Genomic DNA, 21,969 nt, shown 5'->3' on the forward strand with positions numbered 1-21,969 from the left:
GCCCGGTCCCATTCCGAACCCGGAAGCTAAGCCTGGTAGCGCCGATGGTACTGCAACCGAAGGGTTGTGGGAGAGTAGGACGCCGCCGAACTAAATGTGACAGTCAGGCCCCGGTTGAGAACCCCAGTGGTTCTCCCGGGGCCTGACTGCATTTCCACACCATTTTCGACGCCCGCGTTCAGGTCGGGCGGGTGATCGGCCGGCTCGCGACGGGGGACGAGAAGACCAGCGAGGTGGTCGTCTCGCCGTGGCGCTGGGCGTGTTCCACGAAGGCCTCCAGCTCGCCTCTGGAACGGCACGCAGCAGGCAGCAGCCAGCACTCCGCCCACTCAACCCGATCCGCGGCACCCAGCCGCGCACCCCACCGCCCCAGACCCTGTCCCCGGTCGAGCTTCTTTGTTCCGACACCGGATCTGCCCGGCCCGCTCGGCGCCCGAGAACAGCCACCAACGCCCACTGCTGTCACCACGCAGGCCAATCCGAACCCGTCGACCACCACTGCCCACCCCAACTCCATCCCCACCCGATCAGGTTGTGGACAACCACCCCCACCGCGCCGGCGGTGTCCGTTTTTGTCGGTGGGGGCCGATAGAATGGACTCGGGGACGCCCCCCTCGGGAGGGCGGGGGCCTGTGTCCCGCCCGGCCGCTGCTCGGGATTTGTTTGCCCGGCGGAGAGGCGAGGGGATTCGGAGCCGGCGGGTCCTTCTCGGTCGTCGTGCACACGATTGTTGGCCGCGTGATCGCCGCCGCGCGGTGCAACGGTGGCTCCCTCGGCGAACTGGGCCGCAACACTGCCCTGGTGGGCGAGGTGGCCCCGGGCATCCACAGCGTGATGGTGAAGCGGGTGCTGGGCGCCCGCGCCGCCGCAATGGTCCACCCCGAGGAGGCCTGCGGGCGGATCGAGGACGCGGTGCTGCGGGCTCTGGCCACCCGCGCCGCGGTGCGCCCGCGCAGCGTCGGAAGCCCAGTGGCGCTCGAGGTCCAGGTACACCGCCCCACATGGCCGAACGCGCCCTGCTTGTGCCCGGAATGGAACACAGGGCCGGATGCACCCTGGTCTACACCGCACCGGACTTCCCGACGGCCTACAACGTCGTAGAGCTCATCGCCGTGCTCGCCGTGCTCGGCACCCTCTTACCGCGACCGCCACCCGAGCTAACCCGAGCGATGCGGAAGCAGTACTCGGTCGCCGGCACCACATCGGTCCGCGCGCTTCGCCGCCGCTGGCAAGCCAACCCAGCCGGCGATACGAATCTGACCGCGACCGCCCCCAAGCAGACGAGCGCGAGTTGAGCGGAAGCTGCACCCCGTCCCGCCGGCGCCAGTTCGGTACCGGGCCTCGCTGCCACACCAAGCGAACCCAGCCGACAATCCAGGTCGGAAAGGGAGCTCCCGAAACTCGGTGCGAAACGCCGGCACAAAGCCCCCGCACCAACCCACCGAACAACCCCCAGACAACGAGAAAGGCGCCGGAGCAACAATCGCTCCGGCGCCTTCCGCCTGTCCGTCACCCGCGGGCCTCACCCCGGAACGGAGGCCCTCAACGGCTCAGAGAGCCGAGCCCTTCTGCCAGTCGGTCCAGGACTTCGACCAGTCGCCGTACAGGTCCCAGACGGGGAGCTGCGGGCCGCCGGAGTTGGTGACCTCCACGACGTCGCCGAGGCCGAAGTTCTGGAAGAACCATTGGGCGTTGGCGGCGTTGAGGTTGATGCAGCCGTGGGACACGTTGGAGCTGCCCTGCTGGCCCACGCTGTTCGGGTTCTCGTGGACGAACTCGCCGTCGTTCGAGATGCGTTCGGACCACTTTTCGTTGGAGCGGTAGGCCTTCGGGTCGGGCGGGCAGACGCCGTAGGTGCAGGAGTCCATCGTGTAGTTGGCCTGCTTGTCCGAGATGACGTGCGGGCCGAGGTGGGTCGGCGTGGCGTCCTTGCCCATGGAGATCGGCATGGACTTCACCATGGAGCCGTTGTGGAAGATCTGCATCTGCTCGCTGTTGCCGTCCGCCTTGGCGATCCAGGAGTCGTGCACCTTGTAGGTCTCGGTGCGGTCCTCGGCGCCGAACACGCCGTTGCCGAAGTCGACGCCGTAGATCTTCGCCGTGACGGTCAGCGTGGTGTTCGGCTGCCAGTACTCCTTGGGCCGGTAGTGGACGTTCTTGTCGTCCATCCAGTACCAGCTGCCGTCCTGCTTCGGCGACGACTGCACCGACAGCGCCTTCTCCACCGCGGCCTTGTTCTTCACCGCGACGCCGAAGCTGAACACGATCGGCTGCCCCACGCCGACACCGGTCGACTTCACGGCCGACGGCGCCGGGATCAGGTTCGCGTTCGCCTGCTTCTTCGGCGACACCGTGGTGACGTCACCGTCCTTCTCCACCTGCTTGCCGTCGGCGCCCTGGGCGTGCGCGACGACCTTGTAGGTGCCGCCGTAGCCGAGTACCTCGGTGTTGGTCCAGCTCGAGCCGTCCGTCGCGAGCTTGCCGGCGACCGACTTCCCCTTGGAGTTGGTCACCGTCACGTCGGTCAGCTTGCCGTTGGCGGCCTTGACGACGATCGGGGTGGTCGGGCTGATCCCGGAGGCGTCGGCCGGGTCGATCGACACCGTCGCCGGCGCCGCCGCCTGGCTCGTGCCACCCGGGGTGACGGGTGCCGCGCTGCCGCCGGTGGTGTCCCCACCGGAGGAGCAGGCCGAAACCAGCAGGGTTGCCGCGAGAATTCCGGCAACCGAAAGGAAAGTCTTCTTCGGGAACATTTTGTCTCTTTTGCGGGGTATCGCGGGCCGGCAGGCTTCTTCCATTCCAAAACTACGCGATCAGGAAGACGCCCCACGCAGCGGATAGGTGCATCGCAGTGGCGTGGATCACGCCGTGACGAGCCCTGGTGCGCCGTAGAGACCGGGGCCGTCGACGACCAGTTCCTTCAGGTAGTCACGGGCAGACTGGTAAGCCTCCTCGGCGAGGTGGTCGGTCCGCGTGAAGTCCAACGGACTGACCCGCACGGGCGCCGGCCCGGGCAGGTAGACCACGGGCGCCCGCCGCGCCGCCGCGGGCGCCTCCAGCGCCGCCTGGTTGCGCATGCTGATCAACGCGGTGAACATCATCACCTCGGCGAACGTGTGCGGCGCACCGGGCATCTTGCCCGGGAACGCACAGTCCAGCACCACGAGCGAACGAGCGCCCATCGCGAGCGCCTGGCGCATCGGCACGTTGGCCACCAGGCCGCCGTCGTAGAGCAGCCGGCCGTCGTACTCCACCGGCGGGTAGATCCCCGGAATCGCGCAGCTCGCGAGCAACGGCTCACGCAGCGGCCCCTCCCGGAACAGCACCGGCTCGGCCGTGTCGACGTCCGTGGTCACCACGCCGAGCGGGAGTTCCAGGTCCTCGAAACGGCGGCCGGGGCCGAGGTGGTCGTCGATGATCTTCGTGAGACCCGTGTTGGGGAACAGGTTCGTCTTGCTGTGGCGAAGCGTGCGCACCTGGCTGAACACGCCGCCGGGGAAGGCTTCGTGCTTCGTCATGTGCTTCCAGATGTCGTGCAGGCGCCCGAGCCGGTCCGCGCCGGGCAACGCCAGCACGGCCGCGTTGAGCGAACCCACCGACGTGCCGACCACGAGGTCGGGCGTCACACCGGCTTCGTCCAGCGCGCGCAGCATCCCGACCTGCAGCGCGCCCAGGCTCCCTCCGCCGCCGAGCACGAACGCCACCGGCCCGGGGAGATCGAGTGGAGTCATACCGCCGAATGTAGTAAGCGTGAGCGCTCACGGCGGCGTCACGGACGTGTGATGCCACACCGGATCACTCCGCGACGCGCATGGGTTCCTCGGTCTTCTCCGGCGCCAGTGCCTTGCGCTTCTTCATTCGCACCAGGAAAAACACCAGCACGCCGACGACCACAGCCGCCGCCACGAGGAAGCCCGTGCTCAGCGCGCCCTCCACCTTCTTGGCCGCCTCACCGAGCGCGGCGCCGAGGCTGATGTGCACGAGCGACCAGCACAGCGCGCCCACCGCTGTCGCGGGCAGGAACTTCCGGAACGGCAGCCGCGACGCGCCCGCGGCGGCGGGCGTCAACGTTCGCAAGACCGGCAGGAACCGTGCGAAGAACACCGCCCACGCGCCGCGCCGCTCCAGCACGCCGGCGGCCTTGTCCCACGCGTCGAGGCCGTACTTGCGGATCAGCTTCGTCTCGCGCAGCCGTGGTCCGAACCGGCGGCCGAGCGCGTAGCCGACGGAGTCGCCGAGCGCCGCGCACACCGTGACCACCGCCCACAGCGTGAGGAAGCGCGGGGTCGTGGTCGCCGTCGTGGCCGCGATGAGCAGCGCCGACTCGCCGGGCGCGACGAACCCCAGGCCGATGGTGCACTCGGCGAACACGAGCCCGCCGGCCGCCGCGACCAGTCCCGGTACCGGGAGTCCGTGCAGCCAGTTCAGAAGATCCGTTACCAAAGCCACAAGGTCACTTTACGGATTCTTTGGAATCCGTCACGGCGTTCCGGCCGACCTGGGGGACTTCCCAGGGGAAGCCCGTAAGGGGCCGGAAACGACGAAGGGCCCGCTCGACGTGAGCGGGCCCTTCGGGGTGAGACGGCGGTCAGCGCGCGAGCAGCGAGCTGGCCTCTTGCGCCGCCGGGCCTTGTTCGGCCAGGTGCGCGAGGTTCTCCGGCAGCTCCTCGCCGCGGTGGGCCTTGGTCTGCGCGTACAGCCGGCCCGCCCGGTAGGACGAGCGCACGAGCGGTCCCGCCATCACCCCACTGAACCCGAGCGCCTCGGCCGCCTGGGAGTGCTCCACGAACTCCTCCGGCTTCACCCACCGGTCCACCGGATGATGCCGCGGCGAGGGACGCAGGTACTGCGTGATCGTCAGGATCTCGCAACCCGCCTCGAACAGATCCCGCATCGCCGGCTCGACCTCGTCGGGCGTCTCACCCATCCCGAGGATCAGGTTCGACTTCGTCACCAACCCGGCCTCACGGGCCTTCGTGATGACTTCCAGCGAACGGGCGTAGCGGAACCCGGGGCGGATGCGCTTGAAGATCCGCGGCACCGTCTCCACGTTGTGCGCCAACACCTCCGGCCGCGACCCGAACACCTCGGCCAGCTGCGCCGGATCGGCGTTGAAGTCCGGAATCAGCAGCTCCACACCCGTACCCGGGTTGAGCTCGTGGATCTGCCGGACGGTCTCCGCATACAGCCAGGCCCCGCCGTCGTCGAGATCGTCGCGCGCGACACCCGTGACGGTCGAGTACCGCAAACCCATCGCCTGCACGGATTCCGCGACCTTGCGCGGCTCGGTGCGGTCCAGCGCGGACGGTTTCCCGGTATCGATCTGGCAGAAGTCACACCGGCGCGTGCACTGGTCCCCACCGATCAGGAACGTCGCCTCACGGTCTTCCCAGCACTCGTAGATGTTGGGACAGCCGGCTTCCTCGCAGACGGTGTGCAGGCCTTCACGCCGCACCAGGCCTTTGAGTTCGGTGAACTCCGGCCCCATCCGCACCTTCGTCCTGATCCACGACGGCTTCTTCTCAATCGGCGTCTCGCTGTTGCGGACCTCCAGCCGCAGCAACTTCCGCCCTTCAGGCGCAGCAGTCACGTCGACCACACTACGCCCGTGGTACGGGGCGAATCGCCTACTGCGGGTCGGGCGTGACGTTCGTCAAACGGGCCGTCAAGTCCCACAATGCGGTCGCCGTCGCGAGATCGCGGGCGGCGGCGAGCGGGCGCACCTTCGTGGGATGCCCACGGGAGCCGAACAGGCGGTCCGGGCCGTAGTAGTCGCCGCCCTCGACGTCGGGTTGCGTGGCCGCGTAGAGCTGCGGCAGCGCCCCGTGAGCGAGGTCCTGCGCCAGCAGCAGGTTGCCGAGGCGCATCGTGCCGAGCATCAAGGTGCGCACGACGGGGTTGGGGTAGGACTTCGCCATCCCCGCCTGCAAACCGGTTTCGGTGTAGCCGGGGTGGGCGAGCACGCTGATGATCGGGGAACCGGCAGCGCGGAGCCGCCGGTCGAGCTCCAGCCCGAAGATCTGGTCGGCGAGCTTCGACTGCCCGTAGGCGGCGCCCGTGTTGAACCGGCAGTGCTCGAAGTTCGGGTCGGCCAGCCGGATGCGCGCGCCGGTGGCCGCCATGCTCGTCAGCGTGACCACGCGCGCCGCCGTGCCGCCGCGCAGCGCGGGCATGAGCAGCCACGTGAGCGCGGCCGGCCCGAGGTAGTTGGTGCCGAACTGCGTTTCGAAGCCGTCGGCCGTCCGGCCCTTGGGCGTGCCCATGACGCCGGCGTTGTTCACGAGCACGTCGAGCGCGTCGCCGGTCAGCTCACGCACCGACGTCGCCGCTTTGTGCACCGACGCGAGGTCGGCCAGATCCAGCGGCACGAGCTCGGGCGCGGCACCGGAGGCCACGGCGCGCACGCGGTCGAGGGCGGTGGCACCACGCTCGGCCGAGCGGCACGCGAGCAGCACCCGCGCGCCGCGGCCGGCGAGGACTTCCGCCGTGCGCAGACCGAGGCCCGAGTTGGCGCCGGTGATCAGGACGGTCCGGCCGGTCTGGTCGGCCAGCTCGGCCTCGGTCCAGCGTGGGTTCATGGGGCTCACCTAACTACACGCCTGTAACTACGCGGTCACGCGCTGGGCGCGAGCAGGCGCATGAGGTGTCCCATGGGGCTGCGCCGGCGCACCGGGCGCCCGGCGCGGTCGGTGCCGGCACGCACCAGAGAATCGAAGGCGTAGCCGACGCGGGTGAGCTCCTCGACGGGCTCGCCGGGCTCGGCCAGCCCCGCCGTGAGCGCCAGCATCCGCAGCTCGCCCTCGTGCAGGTTCACCAGTGACGGGTGCCGGGTCAGTGCGCCGTCGAGCACCGCGCGCAGCGTCTCGTGCTCGGACTGCGCGCGCCGCCACGCGCGGGCAACGGTGTCGACCTGGTCGCCGACGCCGTCGGCCGCGGCGTCCTCCGGGTCGGCCAGCTCGGCGCGCAGATGCCCCCCGAGCACCTGCGTCCACTTGTACTGCAGCGCCAGCAGCAGGTTCTCTTCACAGCCGAAAACGTCGATGGCACCGGGGATCTCGGTGAGAACGAACGGCTCACCGGGGGTGCGCTGCGCGTGGCGCACGGCCGCCTCGAGGATCTCCCGGCGTCGGTAGAAGTCGGTCCAGCTCATGGTGTGGGCTCCCCTTCCGTGGCCCGGGTCGTACCGCGGGTTTGCGGCATACTCCCGGTACGGACCTGACGCCGTGAACATACCATGGGTATGGAGATCGCCGTCCGGCGTAAGGTTGTGAGGGTGCCGACAATGAGGTCCAGACGACTCGACTACTCGGAGTCCACACGATCCGCCCTGGTCGACAGCGCCGTCGAGCTGTTCACGAAACGCGGTTACGCGGGTACCTCGCTCGACGAGGTGGCCAAACGTGCCCGCGTCACCAAAGGCGCGCTGTACCACCACTTCAGCGGCAAACAGGCCCTCTTCGAAGCCGCGTTCGACTCCGTGGAGAGCCTGGTCTACGACCGGCTGGAGAAGATCATGACGGGCCCGGGCACGCCGTGGGAACGGGCGATGGGCGCGCTCAACGCGTTCATCAAGAGCTGCCTCGACCCGGCCTACCAGCGCATCGCGATCCACGAGGCGCCGGTGGTGATGGGCTGGGAACGCTGGCGCGAGGCCGAGGAGCAGTGCAGCTTCGGGCTCGTGCGCGCGGGCCTGCAGTCGCTAGTGGACGCCGGCGAGGTCGAGCCCGTGCCGGTCGACATCACGGCCCGGCTGCTGTTCGGCGCGCTGTCCAGCGCGGCCACGGAGATCGCGGGCGCGGCCGACCCGAAGAAGGTCGGTGAGCAGATCGAGGACGTGATCGTGCGGATGCTGCTGCGCCTGCGTCAGCCGGGCGACGCGGGGGAGCGGCCGGCCGCGAGCTGAACGGCGCCGTGACCAGTGTCGTGGCTAGGGTGGCGCCATGGACTTGAGGATCTTCACGGAGCCCCAGCAAGGCGCCACGTACGACGACCTCCTGCGCGTCGCCAAGGCGACCGAGGCCGCCGGCTTCGACGCGTTCTTCCGCAGCGACCACTACCTGAAGATGGGCGACGGCGACGGCCTGCCCGGGCCCACCGACGCGTGGATCACGCTGGCCGGGCTCGCCCGCGAGACGCAGCGGATCCGCCTCGGCACGCTCGTCACGGCGGCGACGTTCCGCCACCCCGGCCCGCTCGCGATCTCCGTGGCGCAGGTCGACCAGATGTCGGGTGGCCGCGTGGAGTTCGGTCTCGGCGCGGGCTGGTTCGACACCGAGCACACCGCCTACGCGCTCACGCTGCCGCCGCTGAAGGAGCGCTTCGACCGCTACGCGGAGCAGTTGGAGATCATCACCGGCCTCTGGAAGACGCCGGTGGGCGAGACGTTCTCGTTCTCCGGTGAGCACTACACCGTCGTCGACTCGCCCGCGCTGCCGAAGCCGGCGCAGTCGCCCGCGCCGCCCGTGATCATCGGTGGCGGGGGCAAGAAGCGCACGCCCGAGCTGGCCGCGCGCTTCGCCGACGAGTTCAACCTGCCGTTCGCGAGCCCGGAAGCCGCGCTGGCGCAGTTCGAGCGCGTCGCCGCCGCGGCCGAGGCCGTGGGCCGCGACCCGAAGGAGATCCTGCGGTCGGTGGCGCTCACCGTCGCGATCGGCCGCGACGACGCCGAGGTGGCGCGCCGGGCCGGGGCCATCGGCCGCGACCTCGGTGAGCTGCGCGAAAACGGCCTGGCCGGCACGGCGGCCCAGGTCGTCGACCGCATCGGGCAGTGGCGGGAGAAGACGGGGATCACGCGGCTCTACCTGCAGGTGCTCGACCTGCAGGACCTGGACCACCTCGAGTTCATCGCCTCGGACGTGGCGCCGCAGCTGTGAACCACTCGTGAGGGGCGGCGCTCGTACCGGCGCCGCCTCTCACGGGTGCTCAGTTCTGCAGGGCGAAGGTGACGCCCGGCGCCGAAGGCGCTTCCGGGCGTGGCAGCCAGCGGTCGTCACGCACGACCAGCTCGCCCTCGAGCGCGGCCAGCACGGCGTCGCGCGCCAGGGGCAGCACCTCGGCCACGGTGACGTCGCGCTGCAGCTCGTAGGACAGTGAGGTGACGCCGGCGTCGCGGATGCCGCACGGCACGATCGAGTCGAACGCGCCGAGGTCGGCATTGCAGTTGAGCTCGAAGCCGTGCATGGTCACGCCGCGCTGCACGCGGATGCCGATGGCGGCGATCTTGCGCTCGATGCCGCGGTCGTCGGCCGGGATCCACACGCCGCTGCGGCCCTCGACGCGGCCGGTGCGCACGCCGAGCTGCTCGCACACCACGATCAGCGCCTCCTCGAGGCGGCGCACGTAGTGCATGACGTCGATCGGGTCGGCGAGCTGCAGGATCGGGTAGCCGACGAGCTGCCCTGGCCCGTGCCACGTGATCTTGCCGCCGCGGTCCACGTCGATCACCGGCGTGCCGTCGGCCGGCCGGTCCTCGGGCTCCGTGCGCTTGCCCGCGGTGTAGACCGACGGGTGCTCCAGCAGCAGCAGGGTGTCCGGCCCGGTCTCGTCGGCGCGCGCGGTGAGGATCTCCCGCTGCAGGTCCCAGGCCTCGGTGTAGTCGATCGTGCCGAGCTCCCGGACTACGACGGGTTCGGTGGCGGCACGGCAGGAATCGGTCGAAGAACTCACTCGTCGAGGCTACGCCCGTCGGGCTGGCGAAAGGGCACGAGCCGCAGTGCCGTCGCCGACACCAGGCCCACTCCCAGCACCGCGAGCACGGCGCCGACGGTGTCCGTGACCCAATGCACACCCAGCACGATCCGGCAGGCCGCCGCCACCACGGTCGCGGCCGCCGCGATCCCCGCCGCCCAGCGGACGAACCGCGGGGCGAGCCAGCCGCACGCCAGCACCACGACCAGCCCGGTCGACGCCACCGCGACGACGTGGCCGCTGGGGTAGCTCAGGTCCGGGTACTCGCGGGGACGCCGGCGCAGGAACACGGGTTTGAACGCCACGCTCGTCAGCCGGCACAGCACCAGCACCACGGCCAGCCGCACGCACACCGACCGGTTCGACCGGTCCCGCAACACCAGCGCCACCAGCGCCACGCCGAGAACCCAGGGCAGCACGGGCCCGAGGACGTTCGTGACGACACCCGCGACCAATCCGGCCGGGCGCGTGTCCTGGCCGCGCAACGCGTTCGCCACCTCCGTGTCGAGCTGCAGCGGCTGCCGGTCGACGAGCAGGCCCAGGGCGACGAAAGCGGCGAGCAGCACCACGCCCGTCACGACCCAGCGGACCCGCGGCACGGTCATGTCGCGGCGGCCAGCGCGCTCTCCAGCGTGCGGTGGCGGAACTCGTAACCCGTGTGCTCCAGCCTCCGGGGGACGGCGCGCTGGCCGTACAACGCCATTTCCTCGCCGGCCTGCCCGAGTGCGAACTTCAGCGCGATCCCGGGCACCCACCACGGCGCGGGCCGGTGCACGGCGTGGCCGAGGGCTTTCGTGAACTCCGCGTTGGTGACGGGCGCGGGGCCGGCGAGGTTGACCGGGCCGGCCAGGGTCTCGTGTTCCAGCACGTGGACGAGGCCGCCGACCTCGTCGTCGAGCGAGATCCACGGCATGAACTGGCGGCCGTCGCCGAGGCGGCCGCCCAGGGCGAAACCGAACAGCGGCCGTAGCACGTCGAGCAGGCCGCCTTTTCGTGCGAGCACGAGGCCGGTGCGCACGAGCACCACGCGGGCGCCGGCGGTTTTCGCGGCCGCGGTGGCGCCTTCCCACGCCGTGCAGAGCTCCGCCAGGAAACCCGTGCCCGTGGCGGCGGTTTCGTCGACCACGTGGGAACCGGTGTTGCCGTAGAAGCCGACGGCGGAGGCGTTCACGAGCACCTTCACACCGTGTTCGGCCACGGCTTCGGCGAGCACCTCCGTGGGCTCGACGCGGCTGTCGAGCAGCACCTGCTTGCGCATCGCGCTCCAGCGGCCCGGCAGCAGAGGCGCGCCGCAGAGGTTCACGACGGCGTCGACACCGTCGAACGCGCCCTCGTCGATCCGCGCCGCCGGCGGGTCCCAGCCGTGTTCGTCGGCCGCCTGCGCGGCGCGCCGCACGAGGCGGCGCACGTCGTGGCCGGCCGAGCGCAGTGTCGCTGCCAGTGCCGTGCCGATGAGCCCGCCGGACCCCGCGATGAGTACCCGCATGCCTCAGATCGTGTCCTATCCCTCCGCCGGGCGCACGCCCGGGCGCGGCTGCCCGGCGGATCGTCTGTCCATTGTGGGTGGTCGTGCGCGCGACGGTCACCGGGAAACGGCGAAGGCCCCGCACCCCTGGAGGAGTGCGGGGCCTTCGACAGACCGGCTACCGCGTCAGAGGCCGAGTTCGTCTTCGAACTTGCCCTCTTCCAGGCGCTGCTTGATGGTCGTGAGGAAGCGGCCGGCGTCGGCGCCGTCGACCAGGCGGTGGTCGTAGGTCAGCGGCAGGTACACCATCGAACGGACGGCGATCGTGTCGTTGCCCTCGGCGTCGGAGACGACGACCGGGCGCTTCACGACCGCGCCGGTGCCGAGCATGCCGGACTGCGGCTGCACGATGATCGGCGTGTCGAACAGGGCGCCGTTGCTGCCGATGTTCGTGACGGTGAAGGTGCCGCCCGTCAGCTCGTCCGGCTTGATGTGGTTGGCCCGCGCCCGCGCCGCCAGGTCGGCGATGCGGTGCGCGAGACCGGCGAGGCTCAGCTCACCCGCGTCGTGGATCACGACCGACAGCAGACCGCGGTCGGTGTCCACCGCGATGCCCAGGTGCACGGCGCCGTGGTAGGTGATCTCCTTCGTGTCCTCGTTGTAGGACGCGTTGACGTTCGGGTGCTGCTTGAGAGCCTCGACGGTGGCCTTCGCGAAGAACGGCAGGAACGTGAGGTTCACGCCCTCGCGCTCGCGGAAGGCCGCCTTCGCACGCTGGCGCAGCTTGGCGATCTTCGTCACGTCCACCTCGTGCACCTGCGTGAGCTGCGCGGAAACCTGCAGCGACTCGCGGGTCTTGGTGGCCGTGATCTGCCGGATCCGGCTGGCCTTCTGCACCGTGCCGCGCAGGGCGGCGATGTCCGGCGAGACGGCGGCCGGAGCCGACGGGGCGGCCGCGGCCGGAGCCGGAGTCTGCGCGGCCGGAGCCGGGGCAGCAGCCGCGGGCGCCGGGGCGGCCGCCTTCTGCTTGGCCTCGGCCGCCGCGAGCACGTCCTGCTTGCGGATCCGGCCGCCGACACCGCTGCCGGTCAGCGTCGACAGGTCGATGTCGTGCTCGGACGCGAGCTTGCGCACCAGCGGCGTGACGTACGGGCCGTCGGCCGAACCGTTGTCCTCGGCCTTGGCGGCCGGGGCAGCGGCAGCCGGCGCCGGAGCAGCGGCCGGAGCCGGAGCAGCTGGGGCGGGCGCAGGCGCGGCGGGCGCCGGCTTGCTCTCCTGAACCGGGGCCGGAGCCGGGGCGGCCGGGGCAGCCTGAGCCGCCGGGGCCGGAGCGGCGGGCGCCGGGGCGGCGGCCGGAGCCGCACCCGCGTCACCGATCACCGCGAGAACCCCGCCGACCTCGACGGTCTCGTCCTCACCGGCGCGGATCTCGAGCACCGTGCCGGCGACCGGCGACGGCACCTCGGTGTCGACCTTGTCCGTGGAGATCTCGAGCAGCGGCTCGTCGACCTCGACCGAGTCGCCGACCGCCTTCAGCCAGCGGGTCACGGTGCCCTCGGTGACGCTCTCGCCCAGCTCGGGCAGCTTCACCTCGGTGCCCTGGCCACCCGACGCCGGCGCGGTGTCCGGTCGCGACGGGGCCTCGGCCTGCGGAGCCTGCGCGGCGGGCGCCGGCGTCGGCTCGGGCTCGGGCGCCGCCTGCGGCTCCGGAGCGGCTTCCTGCGCGGGCGCGGCGGCCGGCTCGGCAGCGGCGGGGACGCCGCCGGTGCCGTCGTCGATCACCGCGAGCTCGCCGCCGACCTCGACGGTCTCGTCCTCACCGGCGCTGATCTTCACCAGGGTGCCTGCCACGGGGGACGGGACCTCGGTGTCGACCTTGTCGGTGGAGATCTCGAGCAACGGCTCGTCGACCGCGACGGTGTCGCCTTCCTGCTTCAACCACCGGGTGACGGTGCCTTCAGTGACGCTCTCACCGAGCTCCGGCAACGTGACGGAGTAGGCCATCGTTCGCTGACTCCCTTGATCTGTAAGACGTAGGTTTGGATTGTGCTGGTGAGACGTCAGCTGTGCACGTGCAGCGGCTTGCCCGCGAGGGCGAGGAACGCTTCACCGAGAGCCTCGGTCTGGGTGGGGTGCGCGTGGATGAGGGGGGCGACGTCCTCCGGGAACGCCTCCCAGTTGTAGACCAGCTGCGCTTCGCCGATCAGCTCGCCGACGCGGTCGCCCACCATGTGCACGCCGACGACCGGGCCGTCGGGCGCCTTGACCAGCTTCACGCCACCGGAGGTCTTGAGGATCTGGCTCTTGCCGTTGCCGCCGAGGTCGTAGGTGTAGGTGGTGACGTCGTTGCCGTACTTCTCCTTGGCCTGCGACTCGGTGAGCCCGACCGAGGCGACCTCGGGGTGCGAGTAGGTGACGCGCGGGATGCCCTTCTCGTCGATCACGCGCGGGGCGAGCCCGGCGATCTCCTCGGCGACGAAGATGCCCTGCTGGAAGCCGCGGTGAGCCAGCTGCAGGCCCGGCACGATGTCGCCGACGGCGTAGACGTTCGGCAGGTTCGTGCGCAGGCGGTCGTCGGTGAGGACGAAGCCGCGGTCGATCTTGACGCCGGCCTCCTCGTAGCCGTGGCCCGCGGAGTTCGGGCCGCGGCCGACGGCGACCAGCAGCAGGTCGGCGTCGATGGTCTCGCCGGACTCCAGCGACACGCTCACGCCGTTGTCGTCCTGCTTCGCGCCGGTGAAGCGCACGCCCGTCTTGAAGGCGATCTTGCGGCGGCGGAACGCGCGCTCGAGCTGCTTGGACGCGAACTCGTCCTCGGCGGGCACCAGGCGCGGCAGGGCCTCGACCACGGTGACGTCGACGCCGAAGGAGGCCCAGACGCTCGCGAACTCCACGCCGATCACGCCGCCGCCGAGCACCACGACCTTCTTCGGCACCCAGTCGAGCGCGAGCGCCTGCTCGCTGGCGATGATCCGGCCGCCGAGCTCCAGGCCGGGCAGGGTGCGCGAGTACGAACCGGTGGCGAGGATGACGTTCTTGCCCGTGTAGCGCGTGCCGTCGACCTCGACCGTGGTGCCGCCGACGAACGTGCCGGTGCCCTCGACGAGGTTCACCTTGTGCGCCTTGGCCAGGCCCTGCAGGCCCTTGTAAAGGCGGGCGACGACGCCGTCCTTGTACTTGTTGACCCCGGCGATGTCGATGCCTTCGAACACGGCCTTGACCCCGACCGACTCCGATTCGCGAGTTTCGTCGGCGACTTCGGCGGCGTGGAGCAGGGCCTTGGTCGGGATGCACCCTCGGTGCAGGCAGGTCCCGCCCAGCTTGTCCTTCTCGATCAGCGTGACGGAAAGGCCCAGCTCGGCCGCGCGGAAAGCCGCGGCGTAGCCGCCCGATCCGCCTCCCAGGATCACAAGGTCGGCGGAGGTGTCGCTCACTTCAATAACTCCTCGGCAGCGGTGTAGGGGTGAAGCTCGGTCGTCGCGCAGCCCCGGTATAACCGCGCGCGCGACACCAGCCATCTTGTCACTACGCCGATCCGGCCGACCAACCCGGCCGTGCGACACCGACCACACCTGATCGTGGGAATAATGGAGTTCGTACTCCTGCAGGAAGAGAGGTGGTCGGAGTGGGGATCTTCGACTCGCTGCGTCGGCGCGGCCGAGGCGGCAGACGTCCGGGAACGATGCGCAAGGCCACCTCCGAAGACACCCGTCACCTGGAGGAATGGGCCGCGTCGAGGCGTGGCGTCGAGGCATACGTCGAGCCCCGCACCACCGTGACGGAAGCCACTGTGGTCCTCATCGCCCACGACGGCGAATGGACCCGCCGGCGCATCGGCAGCCTCCAGGCCGCGCTGCACTTCGGCGAGAAGCGGTCGATTCCGGTGTACGAGGTGTCGCGGGTCGGTTACCCCAAGCGCATGCGCGAGTACACGGAGCGGAAGAAGCGCGGCCAGGTCTAGCGGCTCGCTTCCAGCAGCCCGAGGTGGTGCTCCAGCAGCGCGCGGAACGACGGGTGCGCGGTGCTGCCGAACGCGAGGTCGACCTCCACGGCGTGGCCGGTCGGGGTCAGCAGCACGAACGCGGGATCGGAGACGATGACGACACCGTGGTCGGCGCGGAGTTCCTGGGCGGGCAGCAGGCGCGGGAAGGTGACGTCGTCGGGAAGGCCGTTCGCGGTGCGGAGGAACGCGCGGTAGTCGGCGGGCAGTGTGGTGCCGAGCCGGCGTTCGGCTTCTGTGATGTCTCCCTCGTCCGCGGGCGGCGGCGCGGTCTGGTCGCGTTCGAGCATGATCGCGGCGACGAGTTCGGGCCAGCTGCCCGGATGCGTCGGGTAGCGCTCGCGCAACGCGGCGATCAACGCGCCGGCGCACTGGTCGGGCCAGTCCGGGCCGAGCCCCAGCGGATCGGCGCCGGCGACCAGCCGCGGGGCCAGCGCCCGCGTCGCGGCGAGGGCGGCGACGTCGGGGCTCGGGTGGTTTTCGGTGAGTTCCGCCCACCGCTCGAGGTCGCCTTCGGCCAGCGCCGCGCGGACGCGGTCGGGCCGCCCGGGCGCCAGCGCGGACACGACCTCCGCGACGGGTGAGCCGTCGAGCACACCGTCCAGATCGGACACTTTCCGCGTCAGGAATGCTTGGTGTGCCAGCTCTTCCGCATCGAGGTCGAGCGGGACGAGCTCGTCCGCCCACTGTGGACGGTTGCCGCGCGCCTCGAACAGCATCGCCCAGGCGCGCGCCCGGACGGCGTCGTCGGCGAGCCGCGTCACGGGCCGCTCCGTCACCGCGCGCCAGTGCCCGACGAGCCGATCCGCGGCCGTCCCCGCCCCTGCCGTGGCGAGCACCAGCGCGGCCTGCCCGACGCGCCGGTCGAGCGTCGGCTCGTCTGCGGTGAGCACGTCGCGGACCGCGGCTTCGAGGTAGGCGTCGGCGTCCATGGCGCGAGGGTGCCACAAAAGAAGGCCCCCCACCGCGTGCGGTGAGGGGCCTTCTCCGGGAACGGGTCAGCCGCGGTCGGCGATGTCGGCCAGGACGGCGGCGATGGTGCGGACAGGGACGCCCGTGCCGCCCTTGCCGGTGTAGCCCCAGGGGCCGCCGGTGTTGAAGGCGGGGCCCGCGACGTCGATGTGGGCCCACGGCAGGCCGTCGGCCACGAACTCCTTGAGGAACAGGCCGGCCGCGAGCATGCCGCCCCAGCGGTGGCCCGTGACGTTGGCCAGGTCGGCCAGGCGGGAGTCGAGGTCGCCGCGCAGTTCCTCGGGCAGCGGCATGGCCCAGCCGCCCTCGCCGGTGGCCTGCATGATGCCCGCGACGCGGTCGCGGAACTCGTCGGAGCCCATCACACCGGCGGTGCGGTTGCCGAGCGCCACGACCTGGGCGCCGGTGAGAGTGGCGGTCTCGATGAGGTAGTCGGGGTTCTCCTCGGCGGCGCGCACCATCGCGTCGGCCAGGACCAGGCGGCCTTCGGCGTCGGTGTTGAGGACCTCGACGGTCTTGCCGCCGTACATGGTCAGGACGTCGCCCGGCCGGTAGGAGCTGCCCGAGGGCAGGTTCTCCGCCAGCGGGATGTGCGCGGTGACCTCGAGCGGGTACTTCAGCTTCGCGGCCAGCACCACCGACGCCAGCACCGCGGCGGCACCCGACATGTCCGAGGTCATGTGGTCCATGCCCGCGGCCGGCTTGATGGAGATGCCGCCCGAGTCGAACGTGATGCCCTTGCCGACCAGCGCGACGCGCTTGCTCGCCTTGGCCGGCTTCCAGCCCACACGCAGCAGGCGCGGCGGACGCGCCGAACCGCCGCCGACACCCAGGATGCCGCCGAAGCCCTTGCGCTTGAGCTGCTTCTCGTCGAGCACCTCGAAGTCGAGGCCGTTTTCCTCGGCGAGCTGCTTCGCGCGGTCGGCGAACGAGGCCGGGAACAGGTCGTTGGGCGGGGTGTTGATCAGGTCGCGGGTGATGATCACCGACTCCGCGATGGCGGTGGCGGCCTTCAGCGTCGCCTTGTGCTCGCGCGCGGTGCCGTCCTCCGGGCTGACGAAGTCGGCCTTGGCCAGCGGGGCGTCGCCCTTCGAGGAGCGGTACTCGGTGAAGGTGTACGCGCCGAGCGCGGTGCCCTCCACGGCCGCCTGCAGGTCGAGCGCCGAGAGCGTGACGAACGCGCGCTCCGTGCCGGCCAGCGTCCGCGCGGCGGCACCCGCGGCGCGGCGGACCTGCTCGGCCGTCACGGCACCGTCGGTCGCCTTGCCCAGGCCCACGGCCAGCACGACGCCGGCGGCGAGCTTGCCCAGCGTGGGCAGCTTCACGACCTGCTCGGCCTTGCCGGTGGCGCCGAGCGTGGCGAGCACCTCGGCGAGCTTGCCGTCGAACGCGGCATCGGCGACCGCGGCGCCCGCGGCGAGCACCGGGCCGTCCTCGCCCTGGAGAGTGCCGATCACGACCACGTCGGCGCGCGTTTTGGCGAGCGCCGCCTCGGTGTTCTCGGTGAGGGCAAGCTTCGGCACGGTCACTTCTGGCTCCTCGCGCTGTCGCGGTGGTACCGGGCGACGTGCCCGGACGGATCGTGAGCCATGCTAATGACAAGCGCGGCCGGACGTCGGGAGGGGACCATCGTGCGACTCGGGAGCGGGCTCCTCGTGGTGCTGGCGGTGGGCGCCGCCGGGGCCGGCTACTGGGTGCTGGCGGGCGTCGTGCTCGCGGCGATCGCCGCCGGGGTCACGGCCCGGCTGCCCGCGCTCGGCGACACGCAGGCCGAGCGCTGGACCGGCGGGATCACCCGCCTGGCGCTGGTGGCCGTGCAGGCGATCGTCTTCGGCGCGTACGTCGTTCCGGCGCGACCCGCGTACGCGGCGGCCGGGCTCGTGCTCGTGGTCGCCGTGGCCGATTTCGCCGGTCTACGGCTGCCCGCCGTCCTGGTCCGCTGGCTCACGATCGTGTTGATCGCCGCCGCCGTGGTGCTGATCGTGCTGTGCGCCGTGGTGGCCCCGGTCGTGACCTCCAGCCCGATCGCGGCGCCGAACGTCGCCGGGGTCATCGTGGCGGCGGTGGTCACGCTGCCGTTCCTGCTGCCGGTCGCGTCCGACCGAGTCACCCTGCGCGCGCTGACGCTGGGCGGAATCGCGGTGCTGGTCACGATCGTCGCGCTCGTGCAGCTCGGGCCGGACCGGCTCGGCCTCTCGGCCACGTCGATCCGCGACCTGCTCTACGCCGCCGACGCGGGCCAGCTGCAGCCGTTGCTCACCGTGGTCGTCGTGCTCGCGACGGTCCCCGCCGCGCTCACCACCTACACCGACGCGCGCGAGAGGTACGCGCCGGACCAGGGCTGGCTCGCCGCCGCGGGTGCGGTCGTCACGGTGGCCGCGGCGCTGTTCGCGACGCCGTACGCGGTGCTGGTCGTCGCCGGGCTTGGCACCGTGCTGGAGCTGGTGCTGCGCGCCCGCCGCTACCGTGACGCCCATGCCCGCGAGTGATCACCTTTGGCAGCCGGGGGAGACCGTCGTCGAACGGTTCCTGCGGCCCGACGGCAGCATCGGCCAGCACCACCCGTTGCGCGTGGTGTCCGACGACGGCCGCACCCTGTTCGGCTGGCTCCCGATGGGCACGCCGATCGTCGGGAGCCGGCTCGCCGACGGCCGCACGATGCGCGAAGCCCGGCTGGAAGAGCGCTTCCGCGTGCCACGCGTGCCGGTGCCCGACACGTGGCACGGCACTTCGACGCTGCGGATGATCCCCGAGGGCCAGTGGTCCTCGGTGTGGTGGTTCTTCGCGCCGGACGGCACGTTCCTCGAGTGGTACGTGAACCTCGAGATCCCGCTCGGGCGCACCGCGAGCGGCCCGGACCGCATCGACGGCGTGCTCGACGTCGTGGTGACGCCCGGCGCCGGCTGGCGCTGGGACGACGAGGACGAAGCCGAGGAAGCGCTCGCCGTCGGCCGGCTCACGCGCGAGCAGCTCGACCGGCTGCGCGCGGAGGGCGAGCGGATCGGGGCGCTGGCCGACGCCGGCGCGTTCCCGTTCGACGGCACGCACACGGACTTCCGGCCGGACCCGTCGTGGCCCGCGCCGGAGCTGCCCGCCGCCCTGCTGTGACGCGCAGCGTTGACCGGTCTGCGCTGAGGCCCGAAGCTCAGGCCACGAGGAGCAGCAGCGCTCCGGTGAGCACGACGTTCACCACGAGCAGGATGATCACCGACCGGGTCGGCAGGTTCTGCGCGAACACCTGGCCGTGCAGGCTGCGCCACCAGTAGACGCCGAAACCACCCGCGGCGAGGCCGAGGACAGCGCCGAATCCGCTGCTCAGCAGCGCCCAGCCCACCATGCCGAGCAGGCCGACGCCGAACGTCAGCAGCACAGCGGTCGCGAAGGTCTTCACGTCGACACCGGCGCCCGGCTGGGCCGGTCGGCGTCCCTGGGAGGTCGCTGGGAAGCTCACCAGCCCATCGTAGGGGACTTCGGCGCTCACGCACCGGCCACGCGGGTACGCGGCGTGTGAAACAGGTGGTCTTCCGACTAACGCGCATCCGACCAAGCGCTAAAGTTGGGCCATGACGACAGCGACGAAGTTCTCCCGAGTCCCGCACCCGAACCCCGCGACTCCCGAGCGCGTCGCCGAGGTACTCGACAAGCCCGGGTTCGGTCTCTATTTCACCGACCACATGGTCACGATCCGCTGGAGTGAGGAACTCGGCTGGCACGACGCCAAAGTCGGGCCGTACGAACCGTTCTCGCTCGACCCGGCCACGTCGGTGCTGCACTACGGCCAGGCGATCTTCGAAGGCCTCAAGGCCTACCGCCAGGCCGACGGCAAGGTGGCCGCGTTCCGGCCCGACGCCAACGCCGAGCGCTTCCAGGCCTCGGCCGAGCGGCTGGCGATGCCGCAGCTGCCGGTGGAGCTGTTCCTCGAGTCGCTGCGCGAGCTCATCGCGGTGGACGAGCGCTGGGTGCCCACCCGCAAGGGCGACTCCCTGTACCTGCGGCCGTTCATGATCTCCACCTCGACCGGCCTCGGCGTGAACAAGCCGGCCACCGAGTACCTGTACACGCTCATCGGGTCGCCCGCCGGCTCGTACTTCGCCGGTGGCGTGAAGCCGGTCAGCGTGTGGCTGTCCACGGAGTACGTGCGCGCGGCCCCCGGCGGCACCGGTGCGGCGAAGTGCGCCGGCAACTACGCGGCGTCGTTCGTGGCGCAGGCGCAGGCCGTGGAGCAGGGCTGCGACCAGGTGGTGTGGCTCGACGCCGTCGAGCGGCGCTGGGTCGAGGAGATGGGCGGGATGAACCTGTTCTTCGTCTTCGGCTCGGGGTCCGACGCCCGCGTGGTCACGCCGGAACTGTCCGGCTCGCTGCTGCCAGGCATCACGCGCAAGTCGCTGCTGCAGCTGGCCGAGACCGCGGGCCACCGCGTCGAGGAACGCCGGATCTCCACCGACGAGTGGGAGAAGGCGGCCGCCTCCGGCGAGCTGACCGAGGTCTTCGCGTGCGGCACCGCGGCCGTGATCACGCCCGTCGGGCACGTGAAGCACGCCGGCGGCGAGTTCACGATCGGCGACGGGCAGCCGGGCCCGATCACCATGAAGCTGCGGGAAGAACTGGTCGGCATGCAGGAAGGCGACCTCGCCTTCCCCGACGGCTGGATGCATCCCCTGAACTGATCCACTGTGGACACGAGAAGGGCCGCCCGGGTTCGTCCGGGCGGCCCTTCTCGTTGAGTGGCTTCAGGAAGCCGGCACCGGCGTGAGCGGACCGGCCACCCCGGACTGCTCGTGCGTGGTCATCTCCGCGAGCACGCGCGCGGCCATCATCAGCAGCGGCAGCGCGGTGACGGCGCCGGTGCCTTCGCCGAGGCGGACGTCGAGGTCGAGCAGCCCGCCGAGGTCGAGGTGCTCCAGCGCGAGGGCGTGGGCGGGCTCGCCGGTGAGCTGGCCGGACATCCACCAGCGGCGCGCGCCGGGCGCGAGCTCCTCGGCGACCATCGCCGCCGCGCAGACGACGAGACCGTCGAGGACGACCGGGGTGCGGCGCACGGCCGCCTGGGCCAGGAAACCCGCCATGGCGGCGATGTCGGCGCCGCTGGAGGTGCGCAGCAGCGCCAGCGGGTCGGCGAGGACCACGCGGGCGCGGCGCAGCGCGTCGCGCACGGCGGTGGCCTTGCGCATCCACGCGTTGTCGTCGATGCCCGAACCACGCCCGACCACGGCCACCGGCTCGGTGCCGGTGAGCGCGGCGACCAGCACGGACGCCGGGGTGCTGTTGCCGATGCCCAGGTCGCCCGCGATGAGGAGGTCGGCGCCGCCGTCCACCTCGGCGTCGGCGATCTTCATGCCGGCGAGCACGGCCGCGCGCACCTCGGCGTCGGTGAGGGCGTCCTCGACGTCGATCGAGCCGGAGCCGCGGCGGACCTTGTACTCGCCGATGGAACGCATGGCCGACTCTTCGGTGTCCACGGCCATGTCGACCACGCGCACGCTGGCGCCGGCCGCGGCCGCGAGCACGTTGATGGCCGCGCCGCCGGTCAGCATCGTGCCGACGAGCTGCGACGTGACCTCCGGCGGATACGCGGACACGCCCTTCTTCGCGATGCCGTGGTCGCCGGCGAAGACCACGACCCGGGGCCGCGTGAACGGCCGCGGCGGCGCCTGGCCCTGGCACGACGCGATCCACACGCCGAGCTCCTCGAGCCGCCCCAGGGATCCCGCGGGCTTCACGAGCTTGCCGTGCAGGGCGATCGCCGCCGACCGGGCCTGGTCGCTGGGTGGTTCGATCTCGCCGAACTCGATGCTGGTGTCCGCGTCCACGCCAGGCCTTTCTCTCGCGGGAGTCCTCACGCGTC

The 21,969-nt window shown here is 71.4% G+C and carries 23 protein-coding genes and 1 rRNA gene; 9 read left to right on the forward strand and 15 right to left on the reverse strand.

The window, feature by feature from the left end; translation table 11 throughout:
• The 3 genes from rrf to ACFY1H_RS48810 all read left to right on the forward strand — a co-directional run.
• Positions 1–91, forward strand: a 5S ribosomal RNA gene (gene rrf, locus ACFY1H_RS48800); the annotation flags it as partial.
• A gap of 743 nt (positions 92–834) precedes the next feature.
• The gene (locus ACFY1H_RS48805) at positions 835–1,101 is read left to right on the forward strand and encodes a M55 family metallopeptidase (protein WP_366585911.1); all 267 of its coding nucleotides are present in this window, start codon (positions 835–837) and stop codon (positions 1,099–1,101) included.
• Positions 1,002–1,295, forward strand: a complete 294-nt coding sequence (locus ACFY1H_RS48810; protein WP_366585933.1) for a hypothetical protein — start codon at positions 1,002–1,004, stop codon at positions 1,293–1,295. Before ACFY1H_RS48805 ends, ACFY1H_RS48810 begins: the two co-directional genes overlap by 100 nt.
• Positions 1,296–1,550: 255 nt before the next feature.
• Here ACFY1H_RS48810 and ACFY1H_RS48815 read toward each other — a convergent pair whose 3' ends face one another.
• The 6 genes from ACFY1H_RS48815 to ACFY1H_RS48840 all read right to left on the reverse strand — a co-directional run bounded on the left by ACFY1H_RS48815 (position 1,551) and on the right by ACFY1H_RS48840 (position 7,150).
• Complete coding sequence (locus tag ACFY1H_RS48815) at positions 1,551–2,753, reverse strand: Ig-like domain-containing protein (protein ID WP_366585741.1); 1,203 nt, start codon at positions 2,751–2,753, stop codon at positions 1,551–1,553.
• 108 nt (positions 2,754–2,861) lie between these two features.
• Entirely contained in the window at positions 2,862–3,731 is an 870-nt protein-coding gene (locus ACFY1H_RS48820) for a patatin-like phospholipase family protein (protein ID WP_366585743.1), read from the reverse strand.
• A gap of 64 nt (positions 3,732–3,795) precedes the next feature.
• Positions 3,796–4,449: a DedA family protein gene (locus ACFY1H_RS48825; RefSeq protein ID WP_386956693.1), complete on the reverse strand. Its 654-nt coding sequence runs from the start codon at positions 4,447–4,449 to the stop codon at positions 3,796–3,798.
• Positions 4,450–4,588: 139 nt separating this feature from the next.
• A complete protein-coding gene (gene lipA, locus ACFY1H_RS48830; RefSeq protein WP_386956694.1) occupies positions 4,589–5,590 on the reverse strand; it encodes a lipoyl synthase in 1,002 nt (333 codons plus the stop codon).
• Between the two features lie 37 nt (positions 5,591–5,627).
• The gene (locus ACFY1H_RS48835; protein ID WP_386956695.1) at positions 5,628–6,578 is read right to left on the reverse strand and encodes an oxidoreductase; all 951 of its coding nucleotides are present in this window, start codon (positions 6,576–6,578) and stop codon (positions 5,628–5,630) included.
• A gap of 35 nt (positions 6,579–6,613) precedes the next feature.
• A complete protein-coding gene (locus ACFY1H_RS48840; RefSeq protein WP_386956697.1) occupies positions 6,614–7,150 on the reverse strand; it encodes a hypothetical protein in 537 nt (178 codons plus the stop codon).
• Between the two features lie 132 nt (positions 7,151–7,282).
• Between ACFY1H_RS48840 and ACFY1H_RS48845 the strand changes: the two genes are divergently transcribed.
• A complete protein-coding gene (locus tag ACFY1H_RS48845; RefSeq protein WP_386956698.1) occupies positions 7,283–7,903 on the forward strand; it encodes a TetR/AcrR family transcriptional regulator in 621 nt (206 codons plus the stop codon).
• 37 nt (positions 7,904–7,940) lie between these two features.
• A complete protein-coding gene (locus ACFY1H_RS48850) occupies positions 7,941–8,873 on the forward strand; it encodes an LLM class F420-dependent oxidoreductase (protein ID WP_366585755.1) in 933 nt (310 codons plus the stop codon).
• A 49-nt stretch (positions 8,874–8,922) separates the two neighbouring features.
• Here ACFY1H_RS48850 and lipB read toward each other — a convergent pair whose 3' ends face one another.
• From lipB to lpdA, 5 genes are all read right to left on the reverse strand, one after another.
• Complete coding sequence (gene lipB / locus ACFY1H_RS48855) at positions 8,923–9,666, reverse strand: lipoyl(octanoyl) transferase LipB (RefSeq protein WP_386956699.1); 744 nt, start codon at positions 9,664–9,666, stop codon at positions 8,923–8,925.
• Positions 9,663–10,292 (reverse strand): phosphatase PAP2 family protein, encoded by a 630-nt coding sequence (locus ACFY1H_RS48860; RefSeq protein ID WP_386956700.1) that lies wholly within the window; start codon positions 10,290–10,292, stop codon positions 9,663–9,665. The genes lipB and ACFY1H_RS48860 overlap by 4 nt, the downstream gene beginning before the upstream one ends.
• Positions 10,289–11,173: a TIGR01777 family oxidoreductase gene (locus ACFY1H_RS48865; RefSeq protein WP_386956701.1), complete on the reverse strand. Its 885-nt coding sequence runs from the start codon at positions 11,171–11,173 to the stop codon at positions 10,289–10,291. The genes ACFY1H_RS48860 and ACFY1H_RS48865 overlap by 4 nt, the downstream gene beginning before the upstream one ends.
• A gap of 165 nt (positions 11,174–11,338) precedes the next feature.
• Positions 11,339–13,156 (reverse strand): 2-oxoglutarate dehydrogenase, E2 component, dihydrolipoamide succinyltransferase, encoded by a 1,818-nt coding sequence (gene sucB, locus ACFY1H_RS48870; protein WP_386956702.1) that lies wholly within the window; start codon positions 13,154–13,156, stop codon positions 11,339–11,341.
• Between the two features lie 56 nt (positions 13,157–13,212).
• Entirely contained in the window at positions 13,213–14,586 is a 1,374-nt protein-coding gene (lpdA, locus tag ACFY1H_RS48875) for a dihydrolipoyl dehydrogenase (RefSeq protein WP_366585765.1), read from the reverse strand.
• A 182-nt stretch (positions 14,587–14,768) separates the two neighbouring features.
• Here lpdA and ACFY1H_RS48880 point away from each other — a divergent pair, with 182 nt between their 5' ends.
• Positions 14,769–15,113, forward strand: a complete 345-nt coding sequence (locus ACFY1H_RS48880) for an oxidoreductase (protein ID WP_220237928.1) — start codon at positions 14,769–14,771, stop codon at positions 15,111–15,113.
• On the opposite strand, the gene ACFY1H_RS48885 is transcribed toward ACFY1H_RS48880, so the two are convergent.
• Positions 15,110–16,084 (reverse strand): SMI1/KNR4 family protein, encoded by a 975-nt coding sequence (locus ACFY1H_RS48885; RefSeq protein ID WP_386956703.1) that lies wholly within the window; start codon positions 16,082–16,084, stop codon positions 15,110–15,112. The genes ACFY1H_RS48880 and ACFY1H_RS48885 overlap by 4 nt on opposite strands.
• A gap of 66 nt (positions 16,085–16,150) precedes the next feature.
• Complete coding sequence (locus ACFY1H_RS48890; protein ID WP_386956704.1) at positions 16,151–17,653, reverse strand: leucyl aminopeptidase; 1,503 nt, start codon at positions 17,651–17,653, stop codon at positions 16,151–16,153.
• Positions 17,654–17,755: 102 nt separating this feature from the next.
• Between ACFY1H_RS48890 and ACFY1H_RS48895 the strand changes: the two genes are divergently transcribed.
• Together ACFY1H_RS48895 and ACFY1H_RS48900 are read left to right on the forward strand one after the other, a co-directional pair.
• On the forward strand, positions 17,756–18,613 hold the full coding sequence (locus ACFY1H_RS48895) for a sulfatase (RefSeq protein WP_386956705.1): 858 nt from the start codon (positions 17,756–17,758) through the stop codon (positions 18,611–18,613).
• Positions 18,600–19,232, forward strand: coding sequence for a DUF402 domain-containing protein (locus tag ACFY1H_RS48900; protein WP_386956706.1), 633 nt, complete (start codon positions 18,600–18,602; stop codon positions 19,230–19,232). Before ACFY1H_RS48895 ends, ACFY1H_RS48900 begins: the two co-directional genes overlap by 14 nt.
• A 37-nt stretch (positions 19,233–19,269) precedes the next feature.
• On the opposite strand, the gene ACFY1H_RS48905 is transcribed toward ACFY1H_RS48900, so the two are convergent.
• Positions 19,270–19,575 (reverse strand): hypothetical protein, encoded by a 306-nt coding sequence (locus ACFY1H_RS48905; RefSeq protein WP_386956707.1) that lies wholly within the window; start codon positions 19,573–19,575, stop codon positions 19,270–19,272.
• Positions 19,576–19,687: 112 nt separating this feature from the next.
• Between ACFY1H_RS48905 and ACFY1H_RS48910 the strand changes: the two genes are divergently transcribed.
• Positions 19,688–20,791, forward strand: coding sequence for a branched-chain amino acid aminotransferase (locus ACFY1H_RS48910; RefSeq protein ID WP_386956708.1), 1,104 nt, complete (start codon positions 19,688–19,690; stop codon positions 20,789–20,791).
• 63 nt (positions 20,792–20,854) lie between these two features.
• Here the strand turns inward: ACFY1H_RS48910 and cobT are convergent, their stop codons facing one another.
• Complete coding sequence (gene cobT, locus ACFY1H_RS48915) at positions 20,855–21,934, reverse strand: nicotinate-nucleotide--dimethylbenzimidazole phosphoribosyltransferase (protein ID WP_366585777.1); 1,080 nt, start codon at positions 21,932–21,934, stop codon at positions 20,855–20,857.
• Positions 21,935–21,969: the final 35 nt, after the last annotated feature.

The sequence above is a fragment of the Amycolatopsis sp. NPDC001319 genome, assembly GCF_042896185.1.
Taxonomy (GTDB): Bacteria; Actinomycetota; Actinomycetes; order Mycobacteriales; family Pseudonocardiaceae; genus Amycolatopsis.